Origin of the sequence: Saccharomonospora xinjiangensis XJ-54, assembly GCF_000258175.1 — a bacterium.
Lineage (GTDB): Bacteria > Actinomycetota > Actinomycetes > Mycobacteriales > Pseudonocardiaceae > Saccharomonospora > Saccharomonospora xinjiangensis.
Window position 1 is genome coordinate 2,558,917 of sequence record NZ_JH636049.1, and the last position, 20,609, is coordinate 2,579,525.

The window sequence follows — 20,609 nt, forward strand, 5'->3', positions numbered from 1 at the left end:
TGCACAGGGTGCGGACACGCGTGCACAGGGTGCGGACACGCGTGCACAGGGTGCGGACACGCGTGCACAGGGTTACTTGGCCCGCAGTTCCGCTACGAAGTTTCGCAGGTCGGTCACCAGCGCTTCGGGGGCTTCGAGGGACACGAAGTGGCCCGCGTCGTCGAGTTCGGTCCAGCGCACGACGTTGTGGTCGCGTTCGGCCCACGGGCGCACGGTGACATCCTGCGCCGACACCAGAACGCCGACGGGAACGGTCCCCCGCGCAGCCTCCCCGTCGCTCCAGCTCGCCGCCGAGATCTCCTCGTAGTACACCTGCGCTGCGGATGCTGCCGTGCCGGTGAACCAGTAGATGCTGACATCGGTGAGCATGTGATCGCGGTCGAGGCACTTCTCAGGCAGCGCGTCCTCGGGATGGGTCAGCTCCTTGAACTTCTCGACGATCCAGGCGAGCTGCCCCACGGGCGAGTCGGTGAGTCCGTACGCGACGGTCTGTGGCCGCTTGCTGTTGCACTGGAGGTAGCCGTCGTTGGAATTCTGCATCCGCTCCCACCGCAGCAGGTCGCGTTCGGACAAGGTGTCGAACTCGCCGTCCGCGCCGGTCGGGAAGCTGATCATTCCGTTGACGTGGACACCGATGAGCTCGTCGGCTCCTCGGTCGGCGAGCGCGAGCGCCACCCACGCGCCCGTGTCGTAGCCGTGTACGGCGTAGCGGTGGTAGCCGAGCCGTTTCATGACTGTGCTCAGCAGGTCGGCCATGCGGTTCGCCCCGACACCGGGTCCGGCGAGCGGGGTGGAGAACCCGAATCCGGGCAGCGAGGGAATCACGACGTGGAAGGCGTCCGACGCCTCGCCGCCGTGGGCCTGCGGATTGACGAGCGGGTCGATGACCGTTGTGAAGTCGGTGACGTTGCCAGGCCATCCGTGCAGCAACAGCAGGGGCGTCGCGCCGGGTTCGGCAGAGCGGGCGTGCAGGAAGTGGATCCGCTGCCCTTCGACGGTCGTCACGAACTGGTCGATGGTGTTCAGTGCGGCCTCGTGCTCGCGCCAGTCGTACGTTGTGCGCCAGTACTCGGCGAGATCACGCAGGTAGTCGCCCGGAACGCCGCGGGTCCATCCCACTCCGGGCAGCTCGTCCGGCCAGCGGGTCGCCGCCAACCGCGCCGCGAGGTCGTCGAGCTGTTCCTGAGGGATCGCGATCGTCCAAGGCTGGATCAAGTCGGGGTTCGTCATACCCGCGAAGGTAGAGAGCGATGAGGTCACTTGACGGCCGCGTTCAGAGCTGATCGCGGACCCGTCCTGACCGGTGTACTGGCACACGAGGAAAGGCCGCTCTTTCCGGATTTCCCGCCGGTTTTCGCACTCAGGTGTAAACAAAGTGTTTTCGCTCGCACCTCTGCGCGCTGTGAACTCGGAGCGTGAGCACGCCGGTTGTCAAGATCACTCGTAAAGGGGTATCTCGGCGTGTGAAACGTACGTATCTTGATCACGTTTGTGACCACGACGCCAGTGGAGTGAAGCAGTCTTGTACGCAGAGCCTCCGGAGCGAGTGTGAGCGACAATCACGCCCCCACGCTTCTCGAACACACCACAAGGCAGCTGCGAAACCTCTGTCAGGAGAACGGTTTCGCGTCGTCCGACGAAACACCGGCCGATATGCTGCGCGAACTTCTCGGCGTGGCAGGCAGACGTCGGCTGTCGGAAGGGCCTTTGTGGCCGTCCGATGTGGCTGACGACGCCACGCCCGTCGAGTTCTCCGTCGCGCTGGACGACACGGGTGACCGCGCGGTGCGTGTTTTAGGAGAGGTGATCGCAGAGCGGCCTGGCATGGCCGCGAACGTGGTCGCTGCCCGGCGTTTCCTCGACACCATGTCGGACCACCTCGGCATCCCGAAGGACCGGTTCGACGCCGTGCAGGACCTTTTCCTTCCCGAAGAGCCGCAGGGCAAGTTCGCCTTCTGGTACTCGATGATCTTCCGGCCGGACGCGCGGCCGAAGCTGAAGGTGTATTTCAACCCGGCCGTGCGCGGTGAGGACCGCGAGGCCGAGCTGGTCGCCGAGGGTTTCCGGCGGCTCGGGATGGACGAAGCCTACGATGCTGCCACCGAGTATTCAGTGCAGCGGGGAGCGCAGGACCGGTTCACCTTCTTCGCCGTCGATCTGGACGACAGCCCGACCGCGCGGGTCAAGCTCTACATTTCCCACTACGCGGCCACCGTCGAGGAGGCCGTGCGGGCTTCGCAAGCCGTCGATGGCCTCGATGCCGACAGCATCCGCGACTTCTGCCGCGTGCTCGGCGGCGACACGGTGACCTACGAGGGCAGGCCGCTCGTGTCGAGCTACTCGTTCCTCGACTCCGACCCGAAGCGGCCCGGAAACTACAGCCTCTACCTCCCGATCCGCGACTACGTCGCCGACGACGTCGAGGCACGGGAGCGGGTCGTGTCGTTCCTGAAGGGCAGGGGTGCCGACCCCGCGGGGCTGGACAGGGCAATTCGCGCTGTCACCGATCGTCCCCTCGCCGACGGTCGCGGCCTGCTCGCCCACGTGTCGTTGCGGCTGGGCCGGTTCGGCACGGGAACCACGATCTACCTCTCCTCGGAGGGCTACGAGGTTCTGCCACCGCAGGTCGGCCGCGCAGCCGAGCCTGCCTTCGTGGAAGCCTGAAAGCCCCTCCATCTCCAGATTCGAAAGAAGGAACCTTGAGAACGTTCCCGCCGTACCGGATCCAGGTCGTCAAGGAAATCCCGATCACGACAAGGGAGCAGCGTGAGGAGGCGCTCGCCCGCGCCGCCTACAACACGTTCGACCTTCCGTCCAACATGGTCACGATCGACCTGCTGACCGATTCGGGCACCGGCGCGGTCTCCGCAGCGCAGGAGGCCGCGGCCGCGCAGGCCGACCGCGCCTACGCGGGTTCCGATGCGTACTACCGGTTCCGCGCCGCGGTGGACGACCTCACGTCGTACCCGCATACCTTCCCCGTGCATCAGGGCAGGGCAGCCGAGCGGGTGCTGTTCACCTCGGTGCTGAAGCCGGGCCAGATCTCGGTGAGCAACACGCACTTCGACACCACCCGTGCGAACGTCGAGTTGCTCGGCGCGGAGGCCCGTGACCTGCCGTGCGCGGAGTTCGCCGATCTCGACAGCAGGGAGCCGTTCAAGGGCAACATCGACCTCGCCGCGCTGGAGCAGACCCTCGCGGGCCCCGATGGCGAGCGCGTGGGGCAGGTGCTCGTCACCATCACCAACAACGGCGGCGGCGGGCAGCCGGTGTCGATGGCGAACCTGAAGGCCGTTCGAGAGCTGTGTGACCGCTACGGCGTGCCGTTCTTCCTCGACGCGGCGAGGTTCGCCGAGAACGCCTGGCTCGTGGTGCGGCGTGAACCCGGCTACGGGCACCTGACGCCGAAGGAGGTGGCGCAGGAGGCGTTCGCGCTGGCCGACGGGTGCGTCGCGAGCCTGAAGAAGGACGGCATCGCCCCGATGGGCGCGCTGATCGGTGTGCGTGACCCCGAGATCGCCAAGCGGTGCGAGGTCAACCTCATCGCCACCGAGGGGTTCCGCACCTACGGCGGAATGGCCGCACACGACCTGGAGCGCGTCGCACAGGGCCTCGAAGAGGTGATCGACCCCCACTACCTGGCGTCGAGGGAGGCCGACGCGGCGCACTTCGCCGATCTCGTCACCCAGGCAGGGGTGGACATCGTGCAGCCGTCCGGTATGCACGCGCTGTACCTCAACGCGGGAAGGCTCCTGTCGCACATCCCGCCGTCCGGTTTCCCCGGCCACGCGCTGGCCTGTGAGCTGTACCTCGCGGGAGGCGTGCGCTGCGTCGAACTCGGGTCTCTGTACCTCGGCGGCTTCGACGAGAACCACAATCTCGTCACGCCCGCGCCGTTCGAGCTGGTGCGGGTGGCGATCCCTCGCCGCACCTACACGCAGGCCCACCTGGAGTACGTCGCCGACGTCCTTGCCGACATCGCCAAGGACCCGAGCAGGGTCGCGTCCTACCGGGTCGTTGACGCGCCGCCGCTGCTGCGGCACTTCAACCTGAAGCTGGAGCGGATTCCCGCCGGGGCCTGACCAACCCGCACGACGAAGGCCACCTCTCCTGAGCCGGGGAGGTGGCCTTCGTCGTGCGGGGGAGCCGGTGTCCGCCCGTCAGGCGCCGGAGGATGCCAGTTCCGGTTCTGGCAGCTTGCTCATCGCGTAGCGCACGAGCCGGATGAGGGCGAGCTTGCTCGACTCACGCTGGCGCGCGTCGCAGAACAGGATCGGCACGCCCGGCGAGATGGCCAGGGCGCTGCGGATCTCGTCCTCGGTGTAGTCGTCGGAGCCTTCGAAGCAGTTCACAGCCACGATGAACGGAATGGACCTGCGTTCGAAGAAGTCGATGGCGGAGAAGCTGCTGTCGAGCCTGCGGGTATCGACGAGCACGACCGTGCCGATCGCACCTCGCGCGAGCTCGTCCCACATGTACCAGAAACGTTCCTGGCCAGGGGTTCCGAAGAGGTAGAGCACGGTGTGCGGCGAGATGGTGATCCGGCCGAAGTCGAGCGCGACCGTCGTGGTCTTCTTCTGCTCGACTCCCGTGATGTCGTCGATGCCGTCGCTCGCCGTTGTCATCAATTCCTCTGTGGACAACGGCGGGATCTCGCTCACCGAACCGACCATCGTGGTCTTGCCCGCGCCGAAGCCGCCGGCAACGATGATCTTGACTGGGGTGGGGACGACGGCTGCCGCCGCGTTGTCGTCAGAGCTTGGAGAGACCATCGAGCACCGCCTGAAGTAGTTGACGATCCGGGGCTTGCATCGGCTGCGAGGGCGACCGCACGATCACTTCACCTCGTTCGATGAGGTCGCCGCACAACACCTTCACCACGGCGATCGGGACCTGTACGTGAACCGCGATCTCCGCGATCGAGAGCGGTCGGGCGCAGAGGTCGAGGATCGCCGTGTGTTCCGGCGTGAGGCCGACCCCGTCGCGTTTCGTTCCCTGCAACGCCATCACCTGGGTGGCGACATCCAGGGTGACGTCGGACGCGGGTATTCGCCCCCTGGTGATGGCGTACGGCCGGACCAGGGGACCGGCCGCCTCGTCGTACCACTCGCTCATGTCACGTCCCCGATGCCGCCGCGTTCCTCGGCGCGGCGGTCATGTAGTCGCCGACGCGCTTGACCAGCCGGTTCATCTCGTAAGCGATCATTTCGACGTCCACCGCGTCCTCCGCGAGCACGGCGAGACACGCGCCCGTGCCCGCGGCCGAGACGAACAGGTAGCCCTCGGTCATCTCGATGAGGGTCTGAAGCACGGGGCCGCGCTGGAAGTGCCTGCTGACCCCCTTCGCGAGGCTCTGGAGGCTGGACGCCATCGCGGAAAGCTGGTCGGAGTCGTCTTTGGACAGTGAGTTGGACTTACCCATGAGCAGGCCGTCGGCCGACAGCACCACGGCGTGCTGGGCTCCGACCACGCGGTCCACCATGTCGTCCAGCAGCCAGTTGAGATCCAACATGGAATTGCCGTTCTCGTTCATCGATGAATCCGCTTCCCCTATCAGTTGCCGTCGGTCGATCGGGACGCGTCGTCGGCGTCACGTCCCCTGCGAGTGCCCTTGTGGAACGCAGACAGCGTGCTCCGGGTCCGGCCCGCGTAGCGTTCGATGTCGCGGTGCTCGGACTCTGGGTCGTCACGCAGCTGGTCCACGAGGTTCTCCTGAGGCCGTCGCTGCGGCAGCGGCGCGCGTCGCCGCCTCCGCTGCGGCAGGTTGTTGCCAGGCTGCGCGGAGTCGGTGTGCTCCGCGAGAGTTCCTGAGGTGCTTCCGTGCGAAACCGGGGTCTCCGTGTCGTGCGTTCTCACCTGGTCCGCCCCGCTCGGCTGTGTCGTCGGGGGCGCGGCAGGTGCGGTTCCGTTGACCCGGTGCCTGCCCTCCTGCGGAGCGGGAGTGGTTTCTTGCTGCGCAGGACGTTCGAGGACGGGGGCCACGTTCGCGCGGGCAGGCTGCGTCGGGGACGCGCCCGACCTCGGCATCGGTGCGCTCGTCGCGGGGCTGTGCACCTCGATCTCGGGCGCCTTCGCCAGCGTGGCGTGGAAGCCGGAGTCAACGTCGGCGGTCTGCTCGTCCTTCGCCAGCACGTCCGTGGGCAACAGCACGGTGGCCCTTGTGCCGCCGTAGCGGGAGGAGTCGAACGTGACCTGCGCGCCGAGTCGGTGCGCCAGCCGCGCGACCACGAACAGACCGAGGCTCGCGTCGGCCTTCATGGCCATGGCGTCGAACTCGGGTGGCTCGGACATCATCCTGTTGGCCCACTCGCGGACGTCGTCCTTCATGCCGAGGCCCTGGTCGGCGATATCGACGACGACGCCACGGGCGACCTTCGTCCCTGTCATGTAGACGGGTGACCCAGGAGGCGAGAAGGTTGTGGCGTTGTCCACCAACTCGGCGACGAGGTGGATCGCGTCGGCGACGGCCGACCCCACCAGCGCCACGTCGGGAATGGGCTCCACCTCGACGCGCGAGAAGTGCTCGGTCTCGGAGATCGCGGCCCTCAGTACGTCCATCAGCATGACGGGCTTGCGCCAGCGGCGACCCGGCTGCTTACCACCGAGGATGATCAGGTTTTCCGTGGTGCGCCTCGCGCGGGTGGCGAGGTTGTCGAGCTGGAAGAGGCTCTTGAGCTGCGAGGGGTTCTCTTCCCGGCTCTCCATCCTGTCGAGGATCTGCAACTGCCGGTGCACGAGGCCCTGGTTGCGGTGGGCGATACCGAGGAACACGTTGTTCACACCACTGCGGGCCTTGGCCTCGCTGACGGCCGCGTTGACGGCGGTGAGCTGCGCGATGTTGAACGCCTCGGCCACCTGCCCGATCTCGTCGCGACCGTGGTCGAGCCGGGGAAGCTCGGCGCTCACGTCAACGGCCTCGCCGTCCTTCAGCCGCTGCACGATGCTCGGAAGCCGGGTGCTGGCGAGTTCGAGCGAGTCGTTGCGCAGCCGTTCGAGGCGGGTCATCAGGGTCCGGTCAACCAGCGTGCGGGAGACGCGGACGGCGACCACGATCGACGCGATGGCCGCGACGAGCGTGAGCGCGCTGCCCAGCAGCACGTTGGTGAGGTTCTGACCGGCGTCGTTCAGCGCCTTCGCCGAGGTCTGGTCGGCCTGGGTGATGGCGAGCGACGCGAGGTCGTCGGACACCTGGCTGGTGAGGTCTCGCAGCTCGGTGCCGTTGACGGAGAACGCGTTGGGGTCGAGCGCGCCGGGGCCGTGGGCGATCAGCTCGTTCTCGATGCGCTGCAACCGCTGCCAGGTCTCCTCCGCGACCAGCGTGTCGTACGACTGGCGGACGTCGGGGAGCATGTTCGTGGCCCGCTCGTTCAGCGCGGAGCGGTAGGCACCGACCAGCTCGGAGAACATGCGGTGGTCGGAAGGGGTGAAGTTCCCGTTGGAGAAGGCACTCGACGCGAGTGATGCCGCACGGGACATCTGGTCGGAGGTGCGGAAGAGGTCGGTCGCCACGAGACCGTTCTGCGAGGCGTCCACGTCGGGCACCAGCCGGGCCTGCGCGTCGAACAGGTCGGTGGCGGTGGCGACGAGGTCGTTGTAGTACTCGTTGACCTCCTTGGGATCGACGGTTCGCATGTTGATCTGCGACCGCATCTCGGGAAGCCGTTCGAGGCGGCCTTCGAGATCACGCATGCGACCGGCGATCTCGTCGGGAAGGTCCGGCCTGATCTCGTCCATCGTCGTGCGCAGTGTGCCGAGGGAGGCGTCGATCTGCTGTTGCTGCTGCTGAAGTTCCAGCAGGCCGGTGTCCCGCTTCTCGAGGTACACCAGCGAGAGTTGCCGTTCCTGCTGAACCGCACTCAGCGAGGTGACGGCGGGAATCGAGACCTGCTGCACACTCGACGCCACGGCGCGCACGTAGAACGCATCAATGACGAAGTACGTGGACATGCCGATCCACAGCAGCAGCAGCGCGATACTGGGGACCAGCACCGTGCCGGTCAGCCGCTTGCGGATGGATTTGTGGTGTCCCTGGCTTGAATTGTCCTGCGTTGGCTTGTCTTCGTTGTTCACGACGCTCCACGACGACCTGTTGAACCGCTGCCGGGCACCCGCGCATGCGGACTTCTCACCGAGACGGGGCACGCGCGTACCCGCGCCCCTGCCACGTCACCCGTTAGTGCCTTGTCGAGGGGTGATCATGACGTATGCGGTTCGTTGCCGTTTCGCCACCCCTGAGTTGGTATGGACATCCCAGCTCAGTGACGCTTCGCAAGCGGCTCCCGTGCGGCGTCGGGAAGCCGCTCGTCCTCGGCGACGGGCCAGGTGAGCGGGTCGGGGCCGAGAGCGCGAAGCTGCTCGACCTGGAGGGCACACCACGGTGACACGGTGGTGCGGTCGGCCTCCACCTCGGCGACGAAGTCGGCCCACGGCATCCACACCGCGTCGTCAACCTCGTCGGGGTTCGGTGCGACGTCGGGGCGGGTCGTGACCGTGGCGCGGTACACGGGGCACACCTCGTTCTCCCGCGTGCCGTCCGGCATGGTGGCCTCGTACCGGAATTCGGGGAGCACCAACTCGATGCGGTCGGCGACCACACCGAGTTCGTCGGTGAGGCGGCGGGCCACCGCGTCGGGGATGACCTCGTCGGGGCCGGGGTGGCCGCAGCAGGAGTTCGTGCGCACGCCGGGCCAGGTGCGCTTGTGCTTCGCCCTCCAGGTCACGAGGAAGTTCCCCTGCTGGTCGAAGACGTAGCAGGAGAACGCGAGATGCAACGGGGTCGAGCTGTGATGAACCTCCGCCTTCGGTGCGTATCCGATGCGTTCGTGCCGTGATCCGCACAGCACGACGTACTCGACATCGGGATCGAGTGTTGAGGTCATCGTGGTCGCTACCACCCTTCGTGCACCCATTCGTCACCGGCCTGCGGGCGGCCTGACACGCCTCGCTCCGCAGGCCGACATCGAGTTGATCATGTTTATGGCAGGCGGGCAAGCGAGACGGCCCGGCCGGTCGCGGGTTCCCTTTCCCCGGCGTGACTATGCGTGTGGCCGGCTTCCGGGCAGTCGAGCGCGTCCGAATGCGCCGCTGCCCGGAAACGGGCTGTCAACCGCTGCCCGGAAACGGGCTGTCAACCGCTGCCCGGAAACGGGCTGTCAGCCGTGGCGGCGGGACGTTTCCAGGTCGAGTGCCCTGTCGATCCACCGGCCGAGCGGCAGCAACAGCACCACGGCGGCGAGCACGAGGTGCACCAGCATGAACACCACGGCTGTGACCACGCTCGGCGGCCCACCGACGAACACCACGATGTGTGACGCCCAGGCCAGTACGTCGGGCCTGCTGCCTGCCGACCACACCTCGTTGAGCGCCCAGAAGGTGAGGTCGTTCAACCCGGCGATCACGATGAGGATGCCCGCGATCCCCGTCTTGAGCACGTTGGCCGTCCTGGCTCCGCCGAGACGGTAGGCCATGAGGGCGAACAGCACGATGAACGTCACGATGAACAACTCGAACTGGTACACCGGCACGAAGGCGGCGGGGTCGGTCTCCACCGTGCGCCCGTACTCCTGGATGCGCATCACCATCTCGGTGTCGAGGTAGGCCATGTAGCCCACCACGGCCAGCGCGATGAGCGCAGGCGCCGTGCGGACCTGCGGGAACAGCGCCACCGCCGGTACGGCGAAGAGGAAGGGGCTGACCTTGAACAGCCACTCGCCGACGTTGTCCAACGTCTGGTCCGGCGGGAGTACCACCATGATCAGGAGCGCGAGGACAGCCGAGGGAACGGCGAAGACCAGCCACAGCCAACGGCGGTGCCGGTAAAGGGTGCGGATCAGGTTGCCGCCGCCTGTGGTGCGGGTGGGCGGCGGTGTCGCCGTCGTCGTCATACCTTGTCATCCTCCACGTGCGGCTTCTGCGTCCAGAACGGACCGAGCGCGAGCGCATCGACGTCGGTCTTCAGGAAACACCGGATGGCGTCCTCCGGCGTCGCCACGATGGGTTCGTCGTTGTCGTTGAACGACGTGTTCACCACCATGGGCACCCCCGTGAGGTCGGCGAAATTCTTGATCAGCCGGTAGTACAGCGGGTTGTCCTCCTCGCTCACGGTCTGCACGCGCGCCGTGCCGTCCACATGGGTGATGGCGGGAACGCGCTCGCGCTGATGTTCGAGGACGTCGAAGACCAGCAGCATCACCGGTGACGGGTAGCCGCTGGCGAAGAACTCGCCAGCTCTTTCCGCGAGGCATGAAGGGGCGAACGGGCGGAACGCCTCCCTGTGCTTGACCTTCTCGTTCATGCGGGTCTTCGACTCGGGGTCCCTCGGGTCGGCGAGCAGCGAGCGGTTGCCCAGCGCCCTCGGCCCGCACTCCATGCGGCCCTGCACCCAGCCGACGATGAGGCCGTCGGCGATCTTCTGCGCGGTGTGCGCCGCGATGTCGTCGATGCGTCGATACTCGACGCCCGCGTCCTTGAGCGCGAGTTCCATCTCGGCCTCGGTGAACTCGGGACCCGTGTAGGTGAAGCCGGTGCGGGGGCGCGGCAGGCGGTGCTTGCCGACGGTCACCTCCAGCGCGGCGCCGAGTGCGCACCCGTCGTCCGCGGCGGCGGGCTGGGCGAAGAACTCCTCGAAAGGGGTCTCCAGCAGGATGCGCCCGTTCATGACACTGTTCAGCGCCACACCGCCGGCCATCGCCAGCCGCTTGGAGCCGGTCCGGCGCTGGAGCCAGCGGGCCAGGTGCAGACCGGCCTCCTCCAGCGTCACCTGGAGGGCGTAGGCGATGTCCCGATAGTGCTGCGGAACGGGGTTGTCGGCGGTGACGCGAGTCTTGGGGCGGGCGGGGCCGAAGGTGTCGGTGAACTTCTTCGACAGCAGGTGCTTTCCGGTGGTGTGGTGGCGGAACCAGCTCAGGTTTAGTTCGAACCCGCCGTCGGGGTCCAGGTGGATCAGGTCGCGGAACGCCTCGACGTAGGTGTCCTCGCCGAACGGCGCGAGGCCCATGACCTTGCCCTCGTCACGGGTCGGGTAGAAGCCGAGGTAGCCGGTCACCGCCGCGTACATCGCGCCGAGCGAGTGGGGGAATTTGATGCGCCTGAGGTCGTGGATGCGGTTGCCCCTGCCGTGTGCGAGCAGGGTGCTCGTGCCGTCGCTTCCGATGCCGTCGAGCGTGAGGACGGCGGCTTCCTCCCACGGGCAGATGTAGTAGGCGCTGCCCGCGTGTGCCCTGTGGTGGTCGATGAGGTGCACGGTGAACTTGGTCGGCCCGCTGTAGCCGATGGCCTCCTTCACATCGCGCCCCAGCGTGAAGGAGCGTTTCATGTGGGCGAGAACGGCGCCGCCGACGTGGTAGTCGTCAACGCCCTTGCCGCCGCCGGTGCGGAACGTGTCCAGAAGGCTCGCCGCCTTGCCACCGCCGTCGTTCTCGTTACGGAAGACCTCAAGGGTGTTCGGGAAATACCGGGCGAACACCTTCGCGGCGTGGAGGGGCTCGGCCCACCTCGTCCAGTAGTAGGCGATGTGGTCAACGTCGCCGAGCGTGATCCCGCCCTGCCGGAGACAGAACTCGATCGCTTTGGCAGGGAGGCGGCCGTCGTGTTTGACCCTGGTGAACCGTTCCTCCTCGGCGAAGGCGATGATCTCGCCGTCACGAACGAGGGCCGCGGCGGAGTCGTGCACCCTGCTGATGCCGAGGACGTACATGGGCAGCTCCAACTTGTCTCGCTACTTACTTCCGGGGGGATGACCCCGAAGCCGGGGCCTGGTTTGGCCGAGTGGACCGGGTAGGCCGGGAGTCGGCGTGGGTGCGGCGAAGCAGGCGGCGCAGCACCGCTGCCTCGACCGCGAGGCCGATGATGAGCGCGCAGAACCCGCCGACCGCGCCGAGGGCAGGGGCGAGCGCCAGCGCGCACAGCAGGGTGGCGACGAGCCGGAGCGCGCAGACCCCTGCGGTGAGCGACAGCACCCGGCTGTCGGTGTTCTCGACGAGGTATCTGGCGTAGATGAGGGCCGCTGCCAGCACGATCTCCGTGCCGACGACGGCGGCCAGTACCACGTAACCGGATGCGGTCAGTGGAAGATCAGCGGCGGCGAGCACGGCTTCGCGGGCCTGCGGCACCAGCAGCGTGATGCCGAGCGCGACGGCGAAGCAGCCTCCGGCGAGTTCACTGGTGCGCAGTAGCCGCGACGCCGTCGCCCTTCCCGCGGCGCCACCGCTGCCGCGCAGGTTCATCGAGGTCGTCGGCTGCTTCAGCTTCAGGTGGTAGAGCGCGAACGAGCACACCAGGCTCGATCCCAGCAGGGCGAGGTAGAACGGCCCGCTGTCCACGACCCGGCCGCTCACCGCGAGCACGACGAAGATGAGCGACACCGTGACGGCGTCGAGCAGCTCGGTGATCCCGAGCAGGATCGTGCTGCGCCCGAACGCCCTCGCCAGGCTGGGGCGTTCGGACAGAGCCGGTGCGGCCGGTCGGACCCACCGGCGGGGCAGCGCGGCCAGAGAACACGTGATGACCAGCGCGATCCCGCAGACGAGCACGAGCAGGTGTGCCTGCGGTGAGAAGTCGAACAGCCACGTCACCACCGTCGTCGCCGCGACGCCGAGCGCGGCGACGGTGAACGCTGCCGCGTCGAGCCCCGGCTTGCCGCGAAGGCGGTGCAGTCCCGACGTCGTCATCAGCAGCCCGGTGCAAGCGGCCCACGTCGCCGAGGCCGCGTACAGCGCTGCCTGCGACGACGGCGCGACCAGGACGATCACCACGAGGACCCCGGCGAGCGCGACGACAGGCGCCGCCGCGATCCTCAGCGCGAGCCCGGCGAGCGATGCCGTGGTCAGGCGCGTTCTCGGCAGGATCTTCAGTGCGGCCTTCTCCGCTGCCGTCGGAACGAACACCAGCCAGCTGCACGTGCCCCACGCGTTGGCGAATTCGCCGTAGGCTGCCGCGCCCCACACGGTGAGCAATGCGACGGCCATGAGCTGAACCCCGATGCGGAACGCGCCCCTTCCCGCGAGCAGGCGCACGATCACCATCGGACGCAGAGGCGTCGCCATGGACGTGCTCAAGGCAGTGGCACCGCCATGTCCTTCTCGTCGCCCTGCGGTTCCAACCGGAACTTCAGCGTTCTCCTGACCTTGACCTCCACCGCCCGCAGACGTTCGGGTGAGTCGGCGGTCAGTACGACGTAACCGAGCTTGTACCCGGCCTGCTCGTAGGGCCGGATCGGGGAACCGTCCTGGACGAAGAGCTGGAGGTCCACCACCTCGGGCATGGCGCTGACCTCCTCGGTGCCCTCGATCGCGGCGAGCCTGCCCATGCGGTCGGAAGCGAGGATGTGCACAAGTGACGGCATCGGTGGTTTCGGCGTGAGCATCGGCTTCTCGCCGACGGCCTGCGCCATCGTCGCCGCCATCAGATCGACGCCGTAGCAGCTCTCCACAACCTCGGCGATGCCGTTGCCCCCCATGCGGGCGCCCATCTCGATCAGGTAGAGCACCCCGTCAGGAGTGAGCACGGCGTCGAAGGTCAGCGGGCCGTCGCGGTAGCCGATCTCCGCGCAGACCGCGGCGAGCATGTCCGGCAGCGACTCGGCGACGTCCTCCGGCAGGCCGGCAGGCATGGCGTGGGCCGTTGTGACGAACAGTGGCGGCGGGGTGATGGTGCGCTCGGTGACGGCGTGGAAGGCGATGTCGCCGTCCGCGACGATCGCCTCGATGGTCAGGTGCCTGCCGTCGAGGTGCTCCTCGACCACCACCCTGCCCGTGTGCGAGAACGTCAGCGATTCGGCGACGATCGCCCGCAGCTTGCCGGGGTCCGAGCAGGAGATGACCCCCCGGCTTCCCGACGAGTCAACGGGTTTGACCAGCGTCGGGAACCGCATGCCCCGTGCCGCTCGCGCCAGCTCCGGCCCCGACGTGCCCGAAACGCTGCGGTAGGTGGGCACGCCCGCGCGCTCGCACACGGCGCGGAAGACCGGCTTGTCCACCGACGCCTCCACAGCGGCGTCCGGAAGGGGCGACGGAAGGTCCCACGCCCTGGCCAGCCACGCCTGCGTCGGAAGTCCGACGTCGCTGGCGGGGCAGATGATGCCTGCGATGTCGGTGCGGGAACGCAGCGCCGCGTCGATGCGCTCGGGTGCCCGCACGCTCAGTTGCAGGTACTCGTCGGCCGCGGCGACACCAGGTGCGCCAGGTCGGATGTCCACGCAGATCGTGCGGTAGCCGAGTTCGCGTGCGCGGCGGTAGACCCCGACGGAGCCGTCCGCGCCGCCGAGTATGACCAGTGTTCTTCTCATGTGGTCCCCAGGTTCGACGGTGTGCTCAGAAGGCGGTCGGCCTCATCGATGGGCAGGCTCGCCTCCCGGATGTAGTAGAGGCGCGGCCGGGGCTGACCAGCTCCGACCACCACGAGTGATCGCACGGTGAGCGCGAGCGAGACCAGGCAGACCGCGAGCAGAACGAAAAGCGCGGCACCCAGTGCGGACGTGTTCGCCATTCCCGTGGCCGTGGCCAGCGCCACCACGAGAGCCAGCGCGCCGGACAGCACGCATGCGGTCGCCGCGACGGTGCTGAGTCTCCTGCTGAAGCCCACGAACAGCTCCACGGCATGCGACGAGAGAAAGCTCATGCCCACTTTGGACTCGCCACGAGCTCTCGCGCGGTGCGCGACAGGGACCGTCGTGTACCGGTTGGTCAGCCGGGGAACGGTGGCGAGGAAGTACGGCGTGCCCAGCCTGAGATCGACGATCCGCTTGGCCAGCTCTGTGCGGACAAGGCGGAACGCGGTGGCTCCCTGCGGCAGTTCGATGCGCAGAAGTCTGCGGCCGATGAAGTGGAACGCCGCCGTGCCCCATCGCCGCAGCACCGGGTCCTGCCGGTTGGTGCGAACCCCGAATACGGCGTCGTAGCCGGATTTCGCTGCCGCGATCAGCTTGTGCGCCTCTGCTGCGGGGAACTGCTGGTCGGCGTCGATGTGGAGGATCCACGGTTTTCGCGCGTAGCGGTATCCGGCCGAGAAGGCGGCCTCGAAACCGAAGTTGCGGGTGAACGAGATGAAGTGCACGCGCGGATCGGATTCGGCGAGTCGGCGGATGACGTCGAGGCTGCCGTCGTTGCTCCCGTCGTCAACGTAGAGCAGTTCGAGGTCGAATTCGCCCAGCTCGGCGACGATCTCGGCGTACGAGTGTTCGATGTTCTCGACTTCGTTGTAGCAGGGGATCACGACGGTGAGCCCGGAGTCGTCCGGGTAGCCACCCCCCACGGTCATCGAGGAGAACGGCTGATGGACGCAGCGGTGGCTGGGCGCGCATGTCGTGCAGGCCGACACATGAACTTCCCCTGTTCTGGTGTGGGCCGCGGATCGGCGCGGCACCGGCTGACGAGGATGGCTGTTTATAAGCCCTGGCCCCTGTGCGCTGGCCAGAGTCAGGGGCGAAGTTGCGCCGTTCGGCCGAGAACCCGATTCGAAACGGATGATCTATTCGGCCGATTCAGCGTCCGTTAACTGTTGCTTCACCATGCACTGGTGGCACACTCCGTCGCCATGTTGTCTCGCAGTACCGCCGTGCTGTGGCACGCCGCGTACCGGCGGACGGTGCTCTCGGCTTTCGACACCGTCCCCTTCTACCGGGAACGATGGGCTCTCGACGGGCGAACGGAACCGACCCTCGTCCCGGGCCGCGTCGGCGGCAACGACGGGGCGACCCACCCCGAGGAGCTGCTGCGCACGCTCGTCGATCTGGTTCCGCTCGCGGGTGGTGGAACGGAGATCGACGCGGCGAGGGGGCTAGGGCACGTGCTGCGCATGGCCCGGCCTGTCCGCCCCCGCACGCTCGTGGTGATCGCCGACCGGTCCGTCGCGAGGCCGCCCTCGGATCTGCCGAAGGGGATGTGGGGCGCTGCGGTGGACCCCGAAACGCTCGGCAGGACCGACGAGTCCGGCGTCGTCGCGGAGCTCGTCAGCACGCTGTGCCGCAGGCAGCCGGTCCTCGTCGTTGGCGGGGACAAGGACCTCACGCGCGTTTTCGCCTCGCTGCCCGGTGAGCTGAAACACCTGGCCCAGCGGCTACCGCATCGAACACTGACCGAACTGGACGGCGGGCCCTACGGGGTGCTGCACGACCCGGTGCTCGGCTACCTCGGTGCCCTGCGCGACTGCGGCCGATGGCACCTCGATCACCGGCGGGTCTACGCGAGGCCGACGAAGGCGGGGCTCGCGTTCACGCTGCTGACGCAGCGCTCGCCGATGCTCGTGGACGTCCTCGTCGGCGGCGGTGTGCGCGGGCAGATCCGGCTGTGTCCCCGGCACGGTACGCCGGTCGTGTCGTGACCGTCTCCTTCGAGATCGCGGACCCTCGCACCGAGCCGGAACCGTTCGGATGGAGCGAGTTTCGCGCGCGGCGTGGGCTGCACGCGGTCTGGGACTACGACCTGCTCGCGCTTGAGGCGTGGGCTGCGCGGAACCCGCCGTTGCTCGTGGTGGCCCGCGATAAAACGCGGATCGTGGCCGCGGCGACCGTGCTCGTCTGCACCCCTCGACTTCGCCCTGCCTACGCGGCCGTGTCCCGCAAGCGTGGGCCGATGTTGAAGCCGGTGTGGGCCGAGGTGTATCAGCCGTGGTTGAGCGGGCTTCCCGGAGTGGTGTTCAGCGACGATCTCGACGACGACGCGAGGGCGGCCCTGCTTCGCGAACTCGAAAGGGCGCTCGCCCGTCGCCTCGGCGCGGGACTGCTCGGCGTGTTCTATCGTTCGGTCGGCGCCGATCTGGCCGGGATGCTCGAAGGGCGCGGTCGTCTCGTGCGTCAGGTGGACACCGTCTCCGTGCTGCCCAACGACTTCGCCGACCGGGACGGCTGGATCGCCTCGCTCTCGCGATCGAGGCGCACCAACGTGACGCGGGCGCTGCGGGACGTCAGCAGGCGCGTCGAGTCGGGGCAGCTTGTCGTCGTGGGCGGTACCGCTCGCGGCGATCTCACGGGCGGTGAGGTCGCCGATCTGCTCAACCGGCACCGGCTCGACCGCGGCATTCCGTCACTGGACACCCGAAGCCCGCTTCTCGGCTCCTACTTCCACAGCTTCGTCCGCAGGCCGGATGTCCACACCGTGACCTATCACGACAGTGAGGGAAGATTGCTGGCAGTCAACACTCTCCTCGACCATCCACAGTGTCTTGTCAAGCAGCACTGGGCGGCCCTGCCCGTCGCCGAGGGAGGTTTGAAGAACCTGCTGTTCGACAGTTTCGCACGCGCTGTTGACACGCTGACGAGGACGACAGCGGCCGAGTTGTCGGCGGGGCGAAGGCCGCACGACGTCAAGCATGCTCTCGGGTTCACCCCTCGCCCCGTGTTCGGGGCCGTCGTGCCGAGGCCGGTGATGGGCCGATGAAGGCGCTCGCCGCGTTGCGCGCACCCCGCAGGACCGAGGTGCCCGCAGCGGTGGCCGACAACGGCATCGACGTGGAGATCCTCGATCCCCGGGAAGGGCAGGACCCCAGCGGCTGGGCCAAGTTCCGCAAACTCGCTGCCCCGCAACCCATGTGGGACTACGGACTGTTGCGACTGGAGGCCTGGTTGTCGCGCAACCCGCCCGTGCTCGCGGTGATGCGGGAGGGCGGGCGCGTGCTCGGGGCCTGCGTGGTGATGTTGTGCGACCCGGTGCGGGGTTCTGTGTTCGCGCCCGGTCCTTCGGCGCGTGGGTCGCGCCTGTCGCCCCGCTGGGCCGAGGTCTACCTGCCGTGGTTCTCCGGACACCCCGCCGTCGTCTTCCGTGAGCGGGTCGATGCGGATTCGCGCAGGGAACTGCTGCGCATCTTCGAGCGCAGGCTCGCCGAGTACGCGGGCCTTGGACTTCTCGGTGTGATCTACCGGGCGATGCCTTCCGACATCGCCGAACTCGTCGCGGGACGGGGAAGGGCGAGGCGGGAGATCGACCCCACCACGGTGCTCCACAACCGGTTCGGCTCGGTGGACGACTGGGTCGGGTCGTTGCGCGCACCGGTGCGGGCTGTGGTGCGCGATGCCCTCGGCAGGCTCGATTCGCTTGACGTCACGACAGGGAAGGGCCGCAAGGACCTTGACGCGGCGGAACTCGCCACACTGCTCAACGAGCATCGGGCCAGGCAGGACGCCCGCGCGTGGCGATCAGGCCAGCGCGCGAGGATCGCGGGACTGCACCTTGACACGCGCAGCCCCATTCCCACCGCCTACCTCGCGGAGTTCCTTCGCCGCCCTACCGTGCTGACGCGGACGTATCGCGAGCCGTCCGGCAGGCTGGTGGCGTTCCAGGTGCTGTTCGACACCCCGAACGGCCTCGCGATGCCGTACTGGGCCGCGTTGCCGAGGCAGCAGGGCGGGCGGCCCCGCCTCCACCTCGACGGTTACGCCCACGCCGTGCGGGAGCTGATCGACTCGGGTCGGCCTGAGCTGACCGCGGGGCGCACGCTGCTCGACCTCAAGGCCGATCTCGGTTTCACGACGAGGACGCTGCACTCCGTCGCGGTGCCGAGGCCGGTGATGGGCCGGTGAGCGTGTCGGTCGCCGTCCACGACCCGCGCCGCGATCCCGAACCGGAGGGCTGGGCGGCGTTTCGCGAGCACGCCGAACTGCACGCACCGTGGGACTACCGCTTGCTCGGTGTGGAGTCCCGCCATGCTGGCAACCCGACGGCGCTGGCTGTGGCGAGGGTCGGGGGCCGGATCGCCGCGGCGATGACCGCGACGGTGGTGCGAGGGCCCGCGAGAGCGACGCTGGTCGAGGTGCACAACCCGTGGGTTTCCGGGTTTCCGGGCTGGGCCTTCGCCGACGCGTTCGACCGGCGTGGCCGGGTGCGCCTGCTGCGGCGGATGGAGCGGCATTTGTGCCGGTTCGCGGGGCTGTCCTGCATCGGCCTGCTCTATCGCTACGTGCCTGCCGAGGAACTGTCGCTGGTGTCCGGGTTCGGGCGCGTGGTGCGGGAAGCCATGGGGACGTCCATGCTCGACAACAGGTTCTCCACGGTGGACGAGTGGATCGCCTCGCTGTCGCGGAGCAGGAGGCACAGCATCCGAGGTCAGATGCGCAAGGTGGAGCGCGACGCCGACGTCGTGGTCAGGCTCGCGCCCGCGCGCGATGACCTCGACGGTGCGGAGCTGGCCGACCTTGTGAACCGGCACAGGGCAAGGCTCGGGCGACCGAAGTTCGACAGCCGCTCCCCGCTCGCGGCCGAGTACCTGCACGAACTCGTGCGCCGCGACGACGTGCTGACCCTCACCTACCACGACCGCGCGGGGCGACTCCTCGCGTTCGCCGACCTGCTCGACCACCCAGAGACTCCGCTGTACCAGCACTGGGCGGCTCTCGATCTCGCGGAGGGCGGCAAGCAGCACCTGTACTTCGACTCCTACGCGCGGTTCATGGGCCACGTCGTCGCGAAAGGGCGGAAGGCGTTCTCGGCGGGACGAGGGCGGCTGGAGTTGAAGGAAACGCTGGGATTGACGACGCGGCCGTTGTGGGTGGCCGCGGTGCCGAGGCCGGTGGCGCGATGAGTATCGACGTGCTCGACCCGAGGTTCGACGCCGAACCGGTGTACTGGCGGCGGCTCCGCGCCGAGGCGGGACTGCGTGGCGACTGGGCGTGGGACGTGCTGCACAGACAGGCGTGGGGTGCCCGAACACCGTGGTATCTCACGGTGATACTCGACGGTTCGGTGCCGAGGGGTCTCGTCGCGGGGGCGTGGGTCGGCAGCCGGACGCGACGCCACCGGTTCGTGGTGTCCGGCAGGGGCGGCAGGTTCGGAGGTCTCGACATCAGGGCGCCCGGCAACAGTGCCTTTCCCGGCTGGTGGTTCGACGGCGCGGGTGACGACGCGGGGTGCCTGCGGCTGCTGTCGGAGTACCTGCCCGCCATGCGAGGGTTGCTGGGCGCGGGTTTGAAGGCCGCGCTCGTCCGTCAGGTTCCGGAAACCGCGCTCGGAGTCGTCAGGGGAAGCCTGCGGGTGGTCCGCGAGACGGAGCCGATCGCTCGCATCCCCACCACGTCGTTCGGTGGCCGGACCGACTGGCTGAATTCGCTGCCCAGCAGGCGCAAAGCGCATATGACCAGGGTTTTCGCAGGCTTCGACGACGATTCGCGCATCACGTCGGAGATTGTGAGCGGAGCCGAGGTGGACGCGGTCGAACTCGCCGGGTTGCTGCGGGTGAACGAGGTCAAACACCGCGACGTGCCGATCGTCCCGCTGCCGCAGTTCGTCGGCTACCTGCGCGCGTTGCTGGCGCAGCCCGACGTTCGCGTACTGTCCTATCGCGACACCACGACGGGCAGGATGATCGGGGCCGCAACGCTGTTCGACCATCCTGAGTGGCCACTGGCGCGCTCGTGGTCGGCGCTGCCGGTGGAGGACGGTGGGCGGAAGGACCTGTACTTTCACTTCTTCGGCGAACTCGTGCGGTGGGCGATCGCCGAGGGCAGGAAGGGTGTCGTGCTCGGCAAGAAGATGCCGAAACTCAAGGCGTCGCTCGGCGCCGAGTTGCTGTCCCAGTACGCGGTGGCGATGCCGGTGCGGTGAAGCGGGCCGGTCGGTGCGCGGGTGAGTGCCGTGATGTGGGGCGGGTGCGCTTGGCGGCTGCTGCCTTCGTGTTGTGCGGTG

18 protein-coding genes are annotated in these 20,609 nt (G+C 68.0%); 7 read left to right on the top strand and 11 right to left on the bottom strand.

Features of this window, described 5'->3' with window-relative positions:
* Nucleotides 1-72 precede the first annotated feature (72 nt).
* Nucleotides 73-1,230: an epoxide hydrolase family protein gene (locus tag SACXIDRAFT_RS11310; protein ID WP_006238693.1), complete on the bottom strand. Its 1,158-nt coding sequence runs from the start codon at nucleotides 1,228-1,230 to the stop codon at nucleotides 73-75.
* Between the two features lie 318 nt (nucleotides 1,231-1,548).
* Here SACXIDRAFT_RS11310 and SACXIDRAFT_RS11315 point away from each other — a divergent pair, with 318 nt between their 5' ends.
* Together SACXIDRAFT_RS11315 and SACXIDRAFT_RS11320 are read left to right on the top strand one after the other, a co-directional pair.
* The gene (locus tag SACXIDRAFT_RS11315; RefSeq protein WP_006238694.1) at nucleotides 1,549-2,664 is read left to right on the top strand and encodes a tryptophan dimethylallyltransferase family protein; all 1,116 of its coding nucleotides are present in this window, start codon (nucleotides 1,549-1,551) and stop codon (nucleotides 2,662-2,664) included.
* 35 nt (nucleotides 2,665-2,699) lie between these two features.
* The gene (locus SACXIDRAFT_RS11320; protein WP_006238695.1) at nucleotides 2,700-4,082 is read left to right on the top strand and encodes a tryptophanase; all 1,383 of its coding nucleotides are present in this window, start codon (nucleotides 2,700-2,702) and stop codon (nucleotides 4,080-4,082) included.
* A gap of 78 nt (nucleotides 4,083-4,160) precedes the next feature.
* Here the strand turns inward: SACXIDRAFT_RS11320 and SACXIDRAFT_RS11325 are convergent, their stop codons facing one another.
* The 10 genes from SACXIDRAFT_RS11325 to SACXIDRAFT_RS11370 all read right to left on the bottom strand — a co-directional run bounded on the left by SACXIDRAFT_RS11325 (nucleotide 4,161) and on the right by SACXIDRAFT_RS11370 (nucleotide 15,255).
* The gene (locus SACXIDRAFT_RS11325) at nucleotides 4,161-4,772 is read right to left on the bottom strand and encodes a GTP-binding protein (protein ID WP_006238696.1); all 612 of its coding nucleotides are present in this window, start codon (nucleotides 4,770-4,772) and stop codon (nucleotides 4,161-4,163) included.
* Nucleotides 4,753-5,115 carry a DUF742 domain-containing protein gene (locus SACXIDRAFT_RS11330; protein WP_006238697.1) on the bottom strand — a complete coding sequence of 121 codons (363 nt, stop codon included), beginning with the start codon at nucleotides 5,113-5,115 and terminating at the stop codon, nucleotides 4,753-4,755. Before SACXIDRAFT_RS11330 ends, SACXIDRAFT_RS11325 begins: the two co-directional genes overlap by 20 nt.
* A 1-nt stretch (nucleotide 5,116) precedes the next feature.
* Entirely contained in the window at nucleotides 5,117-5,533 is a 417-nt protein-coding gene (locus SACXIDRAFT_RS11335; RefSeq protein ID WP_005460224.1) for a roadblock/LC7 domain-containing protein, read from the bottom strand.
* Between the two features lie 20 nt (nucleotides 5,534-5,553).
* The gene (locus SACXIDRAFT_RS11340) at nucleotides 5,554-8,070 is read right to left on the bottom strand and encodes a sensor histidine kinase (RefSeq protein WP_006238698.1); all 2,517 of its coding nucleotides are present in this window, start codon (nucleotides 8,068-8,070) and stop codon (nucleotides 5,554-5,556) included.
* A 185-nt stretch (nucleotides 8,071-8,255) separates the two neighbouring features.
* Complete coding sequence (idi, locus tag SACXIDRAFT_RS11345; RefSeq protein ID WP_006238699.1) at nucleotides 8,256-8,879, bottom strand: isopentenyl-diphosphate Delta-isomerase; 624 nt, start codon at nucleotides 8,877-8,879, stop codon at nucleotides 8,256-8,258.
* Nucleotides 8,880-9,152: 273 nt separating this feature from the next.
* Nucleotides 9,153-9,884, bottom strand: coding sequence for a hypothetical protein (locus tag SACXIDRAFT_RS11350; protein WP_006238700.1), 732 nt, complete (start codon nucleotides 9,882-9,884; stop codon nucleotides 9,153-9,155).
* Nucleotides 9,881-11,695: a carbamoyltransferase family protein gene (locus tag SACXIDRAFT_RS11355; RefSeq protein ID WP_006238701.1), complete on the bottom strand. Its 1,815-nt coding sequence runs from the start codon at nucleotides 11,693-11,695 to the stop codon at nucleotides 9,881-9,883. Before SACXIDRAFT_RS11355 ends, SACXIDRAFT_RS11350 begins: the two co-directional genes overlap by 4 nt.
* A 25-nt stretch (nucleotides 11,696-11,720) precedes the next feature.
* On the bottom strand, nucleotides 11,721-13,043 hold the full coding sequence (locus SACXIDRAFT_RS11360; protein WP_006238702.1) for a hypothetical protein: 1,323 nt from the start codon (nucleotides 13,041-13,043) through the stop codon (nucleotides 11,721-11,723).
* A gap of 8 nt (nucleotides 13,044-13,051) precedes the next feature.
* The gene (locus tag SACXIDRAFT_RS11365; RefSeq protein ID WP_006238703.1) at nucleotides 13,052-14,284 is read right to left on the bottom strand and encodes an ATP-grasp domain-containing protein; all 1,233 of its coding nucleotides are present in this window, start codon (nucleotides 14,282-14,284) and stop codon (nucleotides 13,052-13,054) included.
* Nucleotides 14,281-15,255 carry a glycosyltransferase family 2 protein gene (locus SACXIDRAFT_RS11370; protein ID WP_006238704.1) on the bottom strand — a complete coding sequence of 325 codons (975 nt, stop codon included), beginning with the start codon at nucleotides 15,253-15,255 and terminating at the stop codon, nucleotides 14,281-14,283. Before SACXIDRAFT_RS11370 ends, SACXIDRAFT_RS11365 begins: the two co-directional genes overlap by 4 nt.
* Before the next feature lie 276 nt (nucleotides 15,256-15,531).
* On the opposite strand from SACXIDRAFT_RS11370, the gene SACXIDRAFT_RS11375 reads away from it, so the two are divergent.
* From SACXIDRAFT_RS11375 to SACXIDRAFT_RS11395, 5 genes are read left to right on the top strand one after another with little or no spacing between them, the layout of a single operon-like run.
* Nucleotides 15,532-16,317 (top strand): hypothetical protein, encoded by a 786-nt coding sequence (locus tag SACXIDRAFT_RS11375; protein WP_006238705.1) that lies wholly within the window; start codon nucleotides 15,532-15,534, stop codon nucleotides 16,315-16,317.
* Entirely contained in the window at nucleotides 16,314-17,372 is a 1,059-nt protein-coding gene (locus SACXIDRAFT_RS11380; RefSeq protein WP_006238706.1) for a hypothetical protein, read from the top strand. Before SACXIDRAFT_RS11375 ends, SACXIDRAFT_RS11380 begins: the two co-directional genes overlap by 4 nt.
* On the top strand, nucleotides 17,369-18,511 hold the full coding sequence (locus SACXIDRAFT_RS11385; RefSeq protein ID WP_006238707.1) for a hypothetical protein: 1,143 nt from the start codon (nucleotides 17,369-17,371) through the stop codon (nucleotides 18,509-18,511). Before SACXIDRAFT_RS11380 ends, SACXIDRAFT_RS11385 begins: the two co-directional genes overlap by 4 nt.
* Nucleotides 18,508-19,509, top strand: coding sequence for a GNAT family N-acetyltransferase (locus SACXIDRAFT_RS11390; RefSeq protein WP_006238708.1), 1,002 nt, complete (start codon nucleotides 18,508-18,510; stop codon nucleotides 19,507-19,509). The genes SACXIDRAFT_RS11385 and SACXIDRAFT_RS11390 overlap by 4 nt, the downstream gene beginning before the upstream one ends.
* On the top strand, nucleotides 19,506-20,528 hold the full coding sequence (locus SACXIDRAFT_RS11395) for a hypothetical protein (protein ID WP_006238709.1): 1,023 nt from the start codon (nucleotides 19,506-19,508) through the stop codon (nucleotides 20,526-20,528). The genes SACXIDRAFT_RS11390 and SACXIDRAFT_RS11395 overlap by 4 nt, the downstream gene beginning before the upstream one ends.
* Nucleotides 20,529-20,609 lie beyond the last annotated feature (81 nt).

What these genes read in the sequence shown, in the direction of transcription:
- SACXIDRAFT_RS11310 (WP_006238693.1), bottom strand. Translation starts at nt 1,230, where the DNA reads ATGACGAACCCCGACTTGATCCAGCCTTGGACGATCGCGATCCCTCAG.
- SACXIDRAFT_RS11325 (WP_006238696.1), bottom strand. Translation starts at nt 4,772, where the DNA reads ATGGTCTCTCCAAGCTCTGACGACAACGCGGCGGCAGCCGTCGTCCCC.
- SACXIDRAFT_RS11330 (WP_006238697.1), bottom strand. Translation starts at nt 5,115, where the DNA reads ATGAGCGAGTGGTACGACGAGGCGGCCGGTCCCCTGGTCCGGCCGTAC.
- SACXIDRAFT_RS11335 (WP_005460224.1), bottom strand. Translation starts at nt 5,533, where the DNA reads ATGAACGAGAACGGCAATTCCATGTTGGATCTCAACTGGCTGCTGGAC.
- idi (WP_006238699.1), bottom strand. Translation starts at nt 8,879, where the DNA reads ATGACCTCAACACTCGATCCCGATGTCGAGTACGTCGTGCTGTGCGGA.
- SACXIDRAFT_RS11350 (WP_006238700.1), bottom strand. Translation starts at nt 9,884, where the DNA reads ATGACGACGACGGCGACACCGCCGCCCACCCGCACCACAGGCGGCGGC.
- SACXIDRAFT_RS11355 (WP_006238701.1), bottom strand. Translation starts at nt 11,695, where the DNA reads ATGTACGTCCTCGGCATCAGCAGGGTGCACGACTCCGCCGCGGCCCTC.
- SACXIDRAFT_RS11360 (WP_006238702.1), bottom strand. Translation starts at nt 13,043, where the DNA reads ATGGCGACGCCTCTGCGTCCGATGGTGATCGTGCGCCTGCTCGCGGGA.
- SACXIDRAFT_RS11365 (WP_006238703.1), bottom strand. Translation starts at nt 14,284, where the DNA reads ATGAGAAGAACACTGGTCATACTCGGCGGCGCGGACGGCTCCGTCGGG.
- SACXIDRAFT_RS11370 (WP_006238704.1), bottom strand. Translation starts at nt 15,255, where the DNA reads ATGACCGTGGGGGGTGGCTACCCGGACGACTCCGGGCTCACCGTCGTG.
- SACXIDRAFT_RS11375 (WP_006238705.1), top strand. Translation starts at nt 15,532, where the DNA reads ATGTTGTCTCGCAGTACCGCCGTGCTGTGGCACGCCGCGTACCGGCGG.
- SACXIDRAFT_RS11385 (WP_006238707.1), top strand. Translation starts at nt 17,369, where the DNA reads ATGAAGGCGCTCGCCGCGTTGCGCGCACCCCGCAGGACCGAGGTGCCC.
- SACXIDRAFT_RS11395 (WP_006238709.1), top strand. Translation starts at nt 19,506, where the DNA reads ATGAGTATCGACGTGCTCGACCCGAGGTTCGACGCCGAACCGGTGTAC.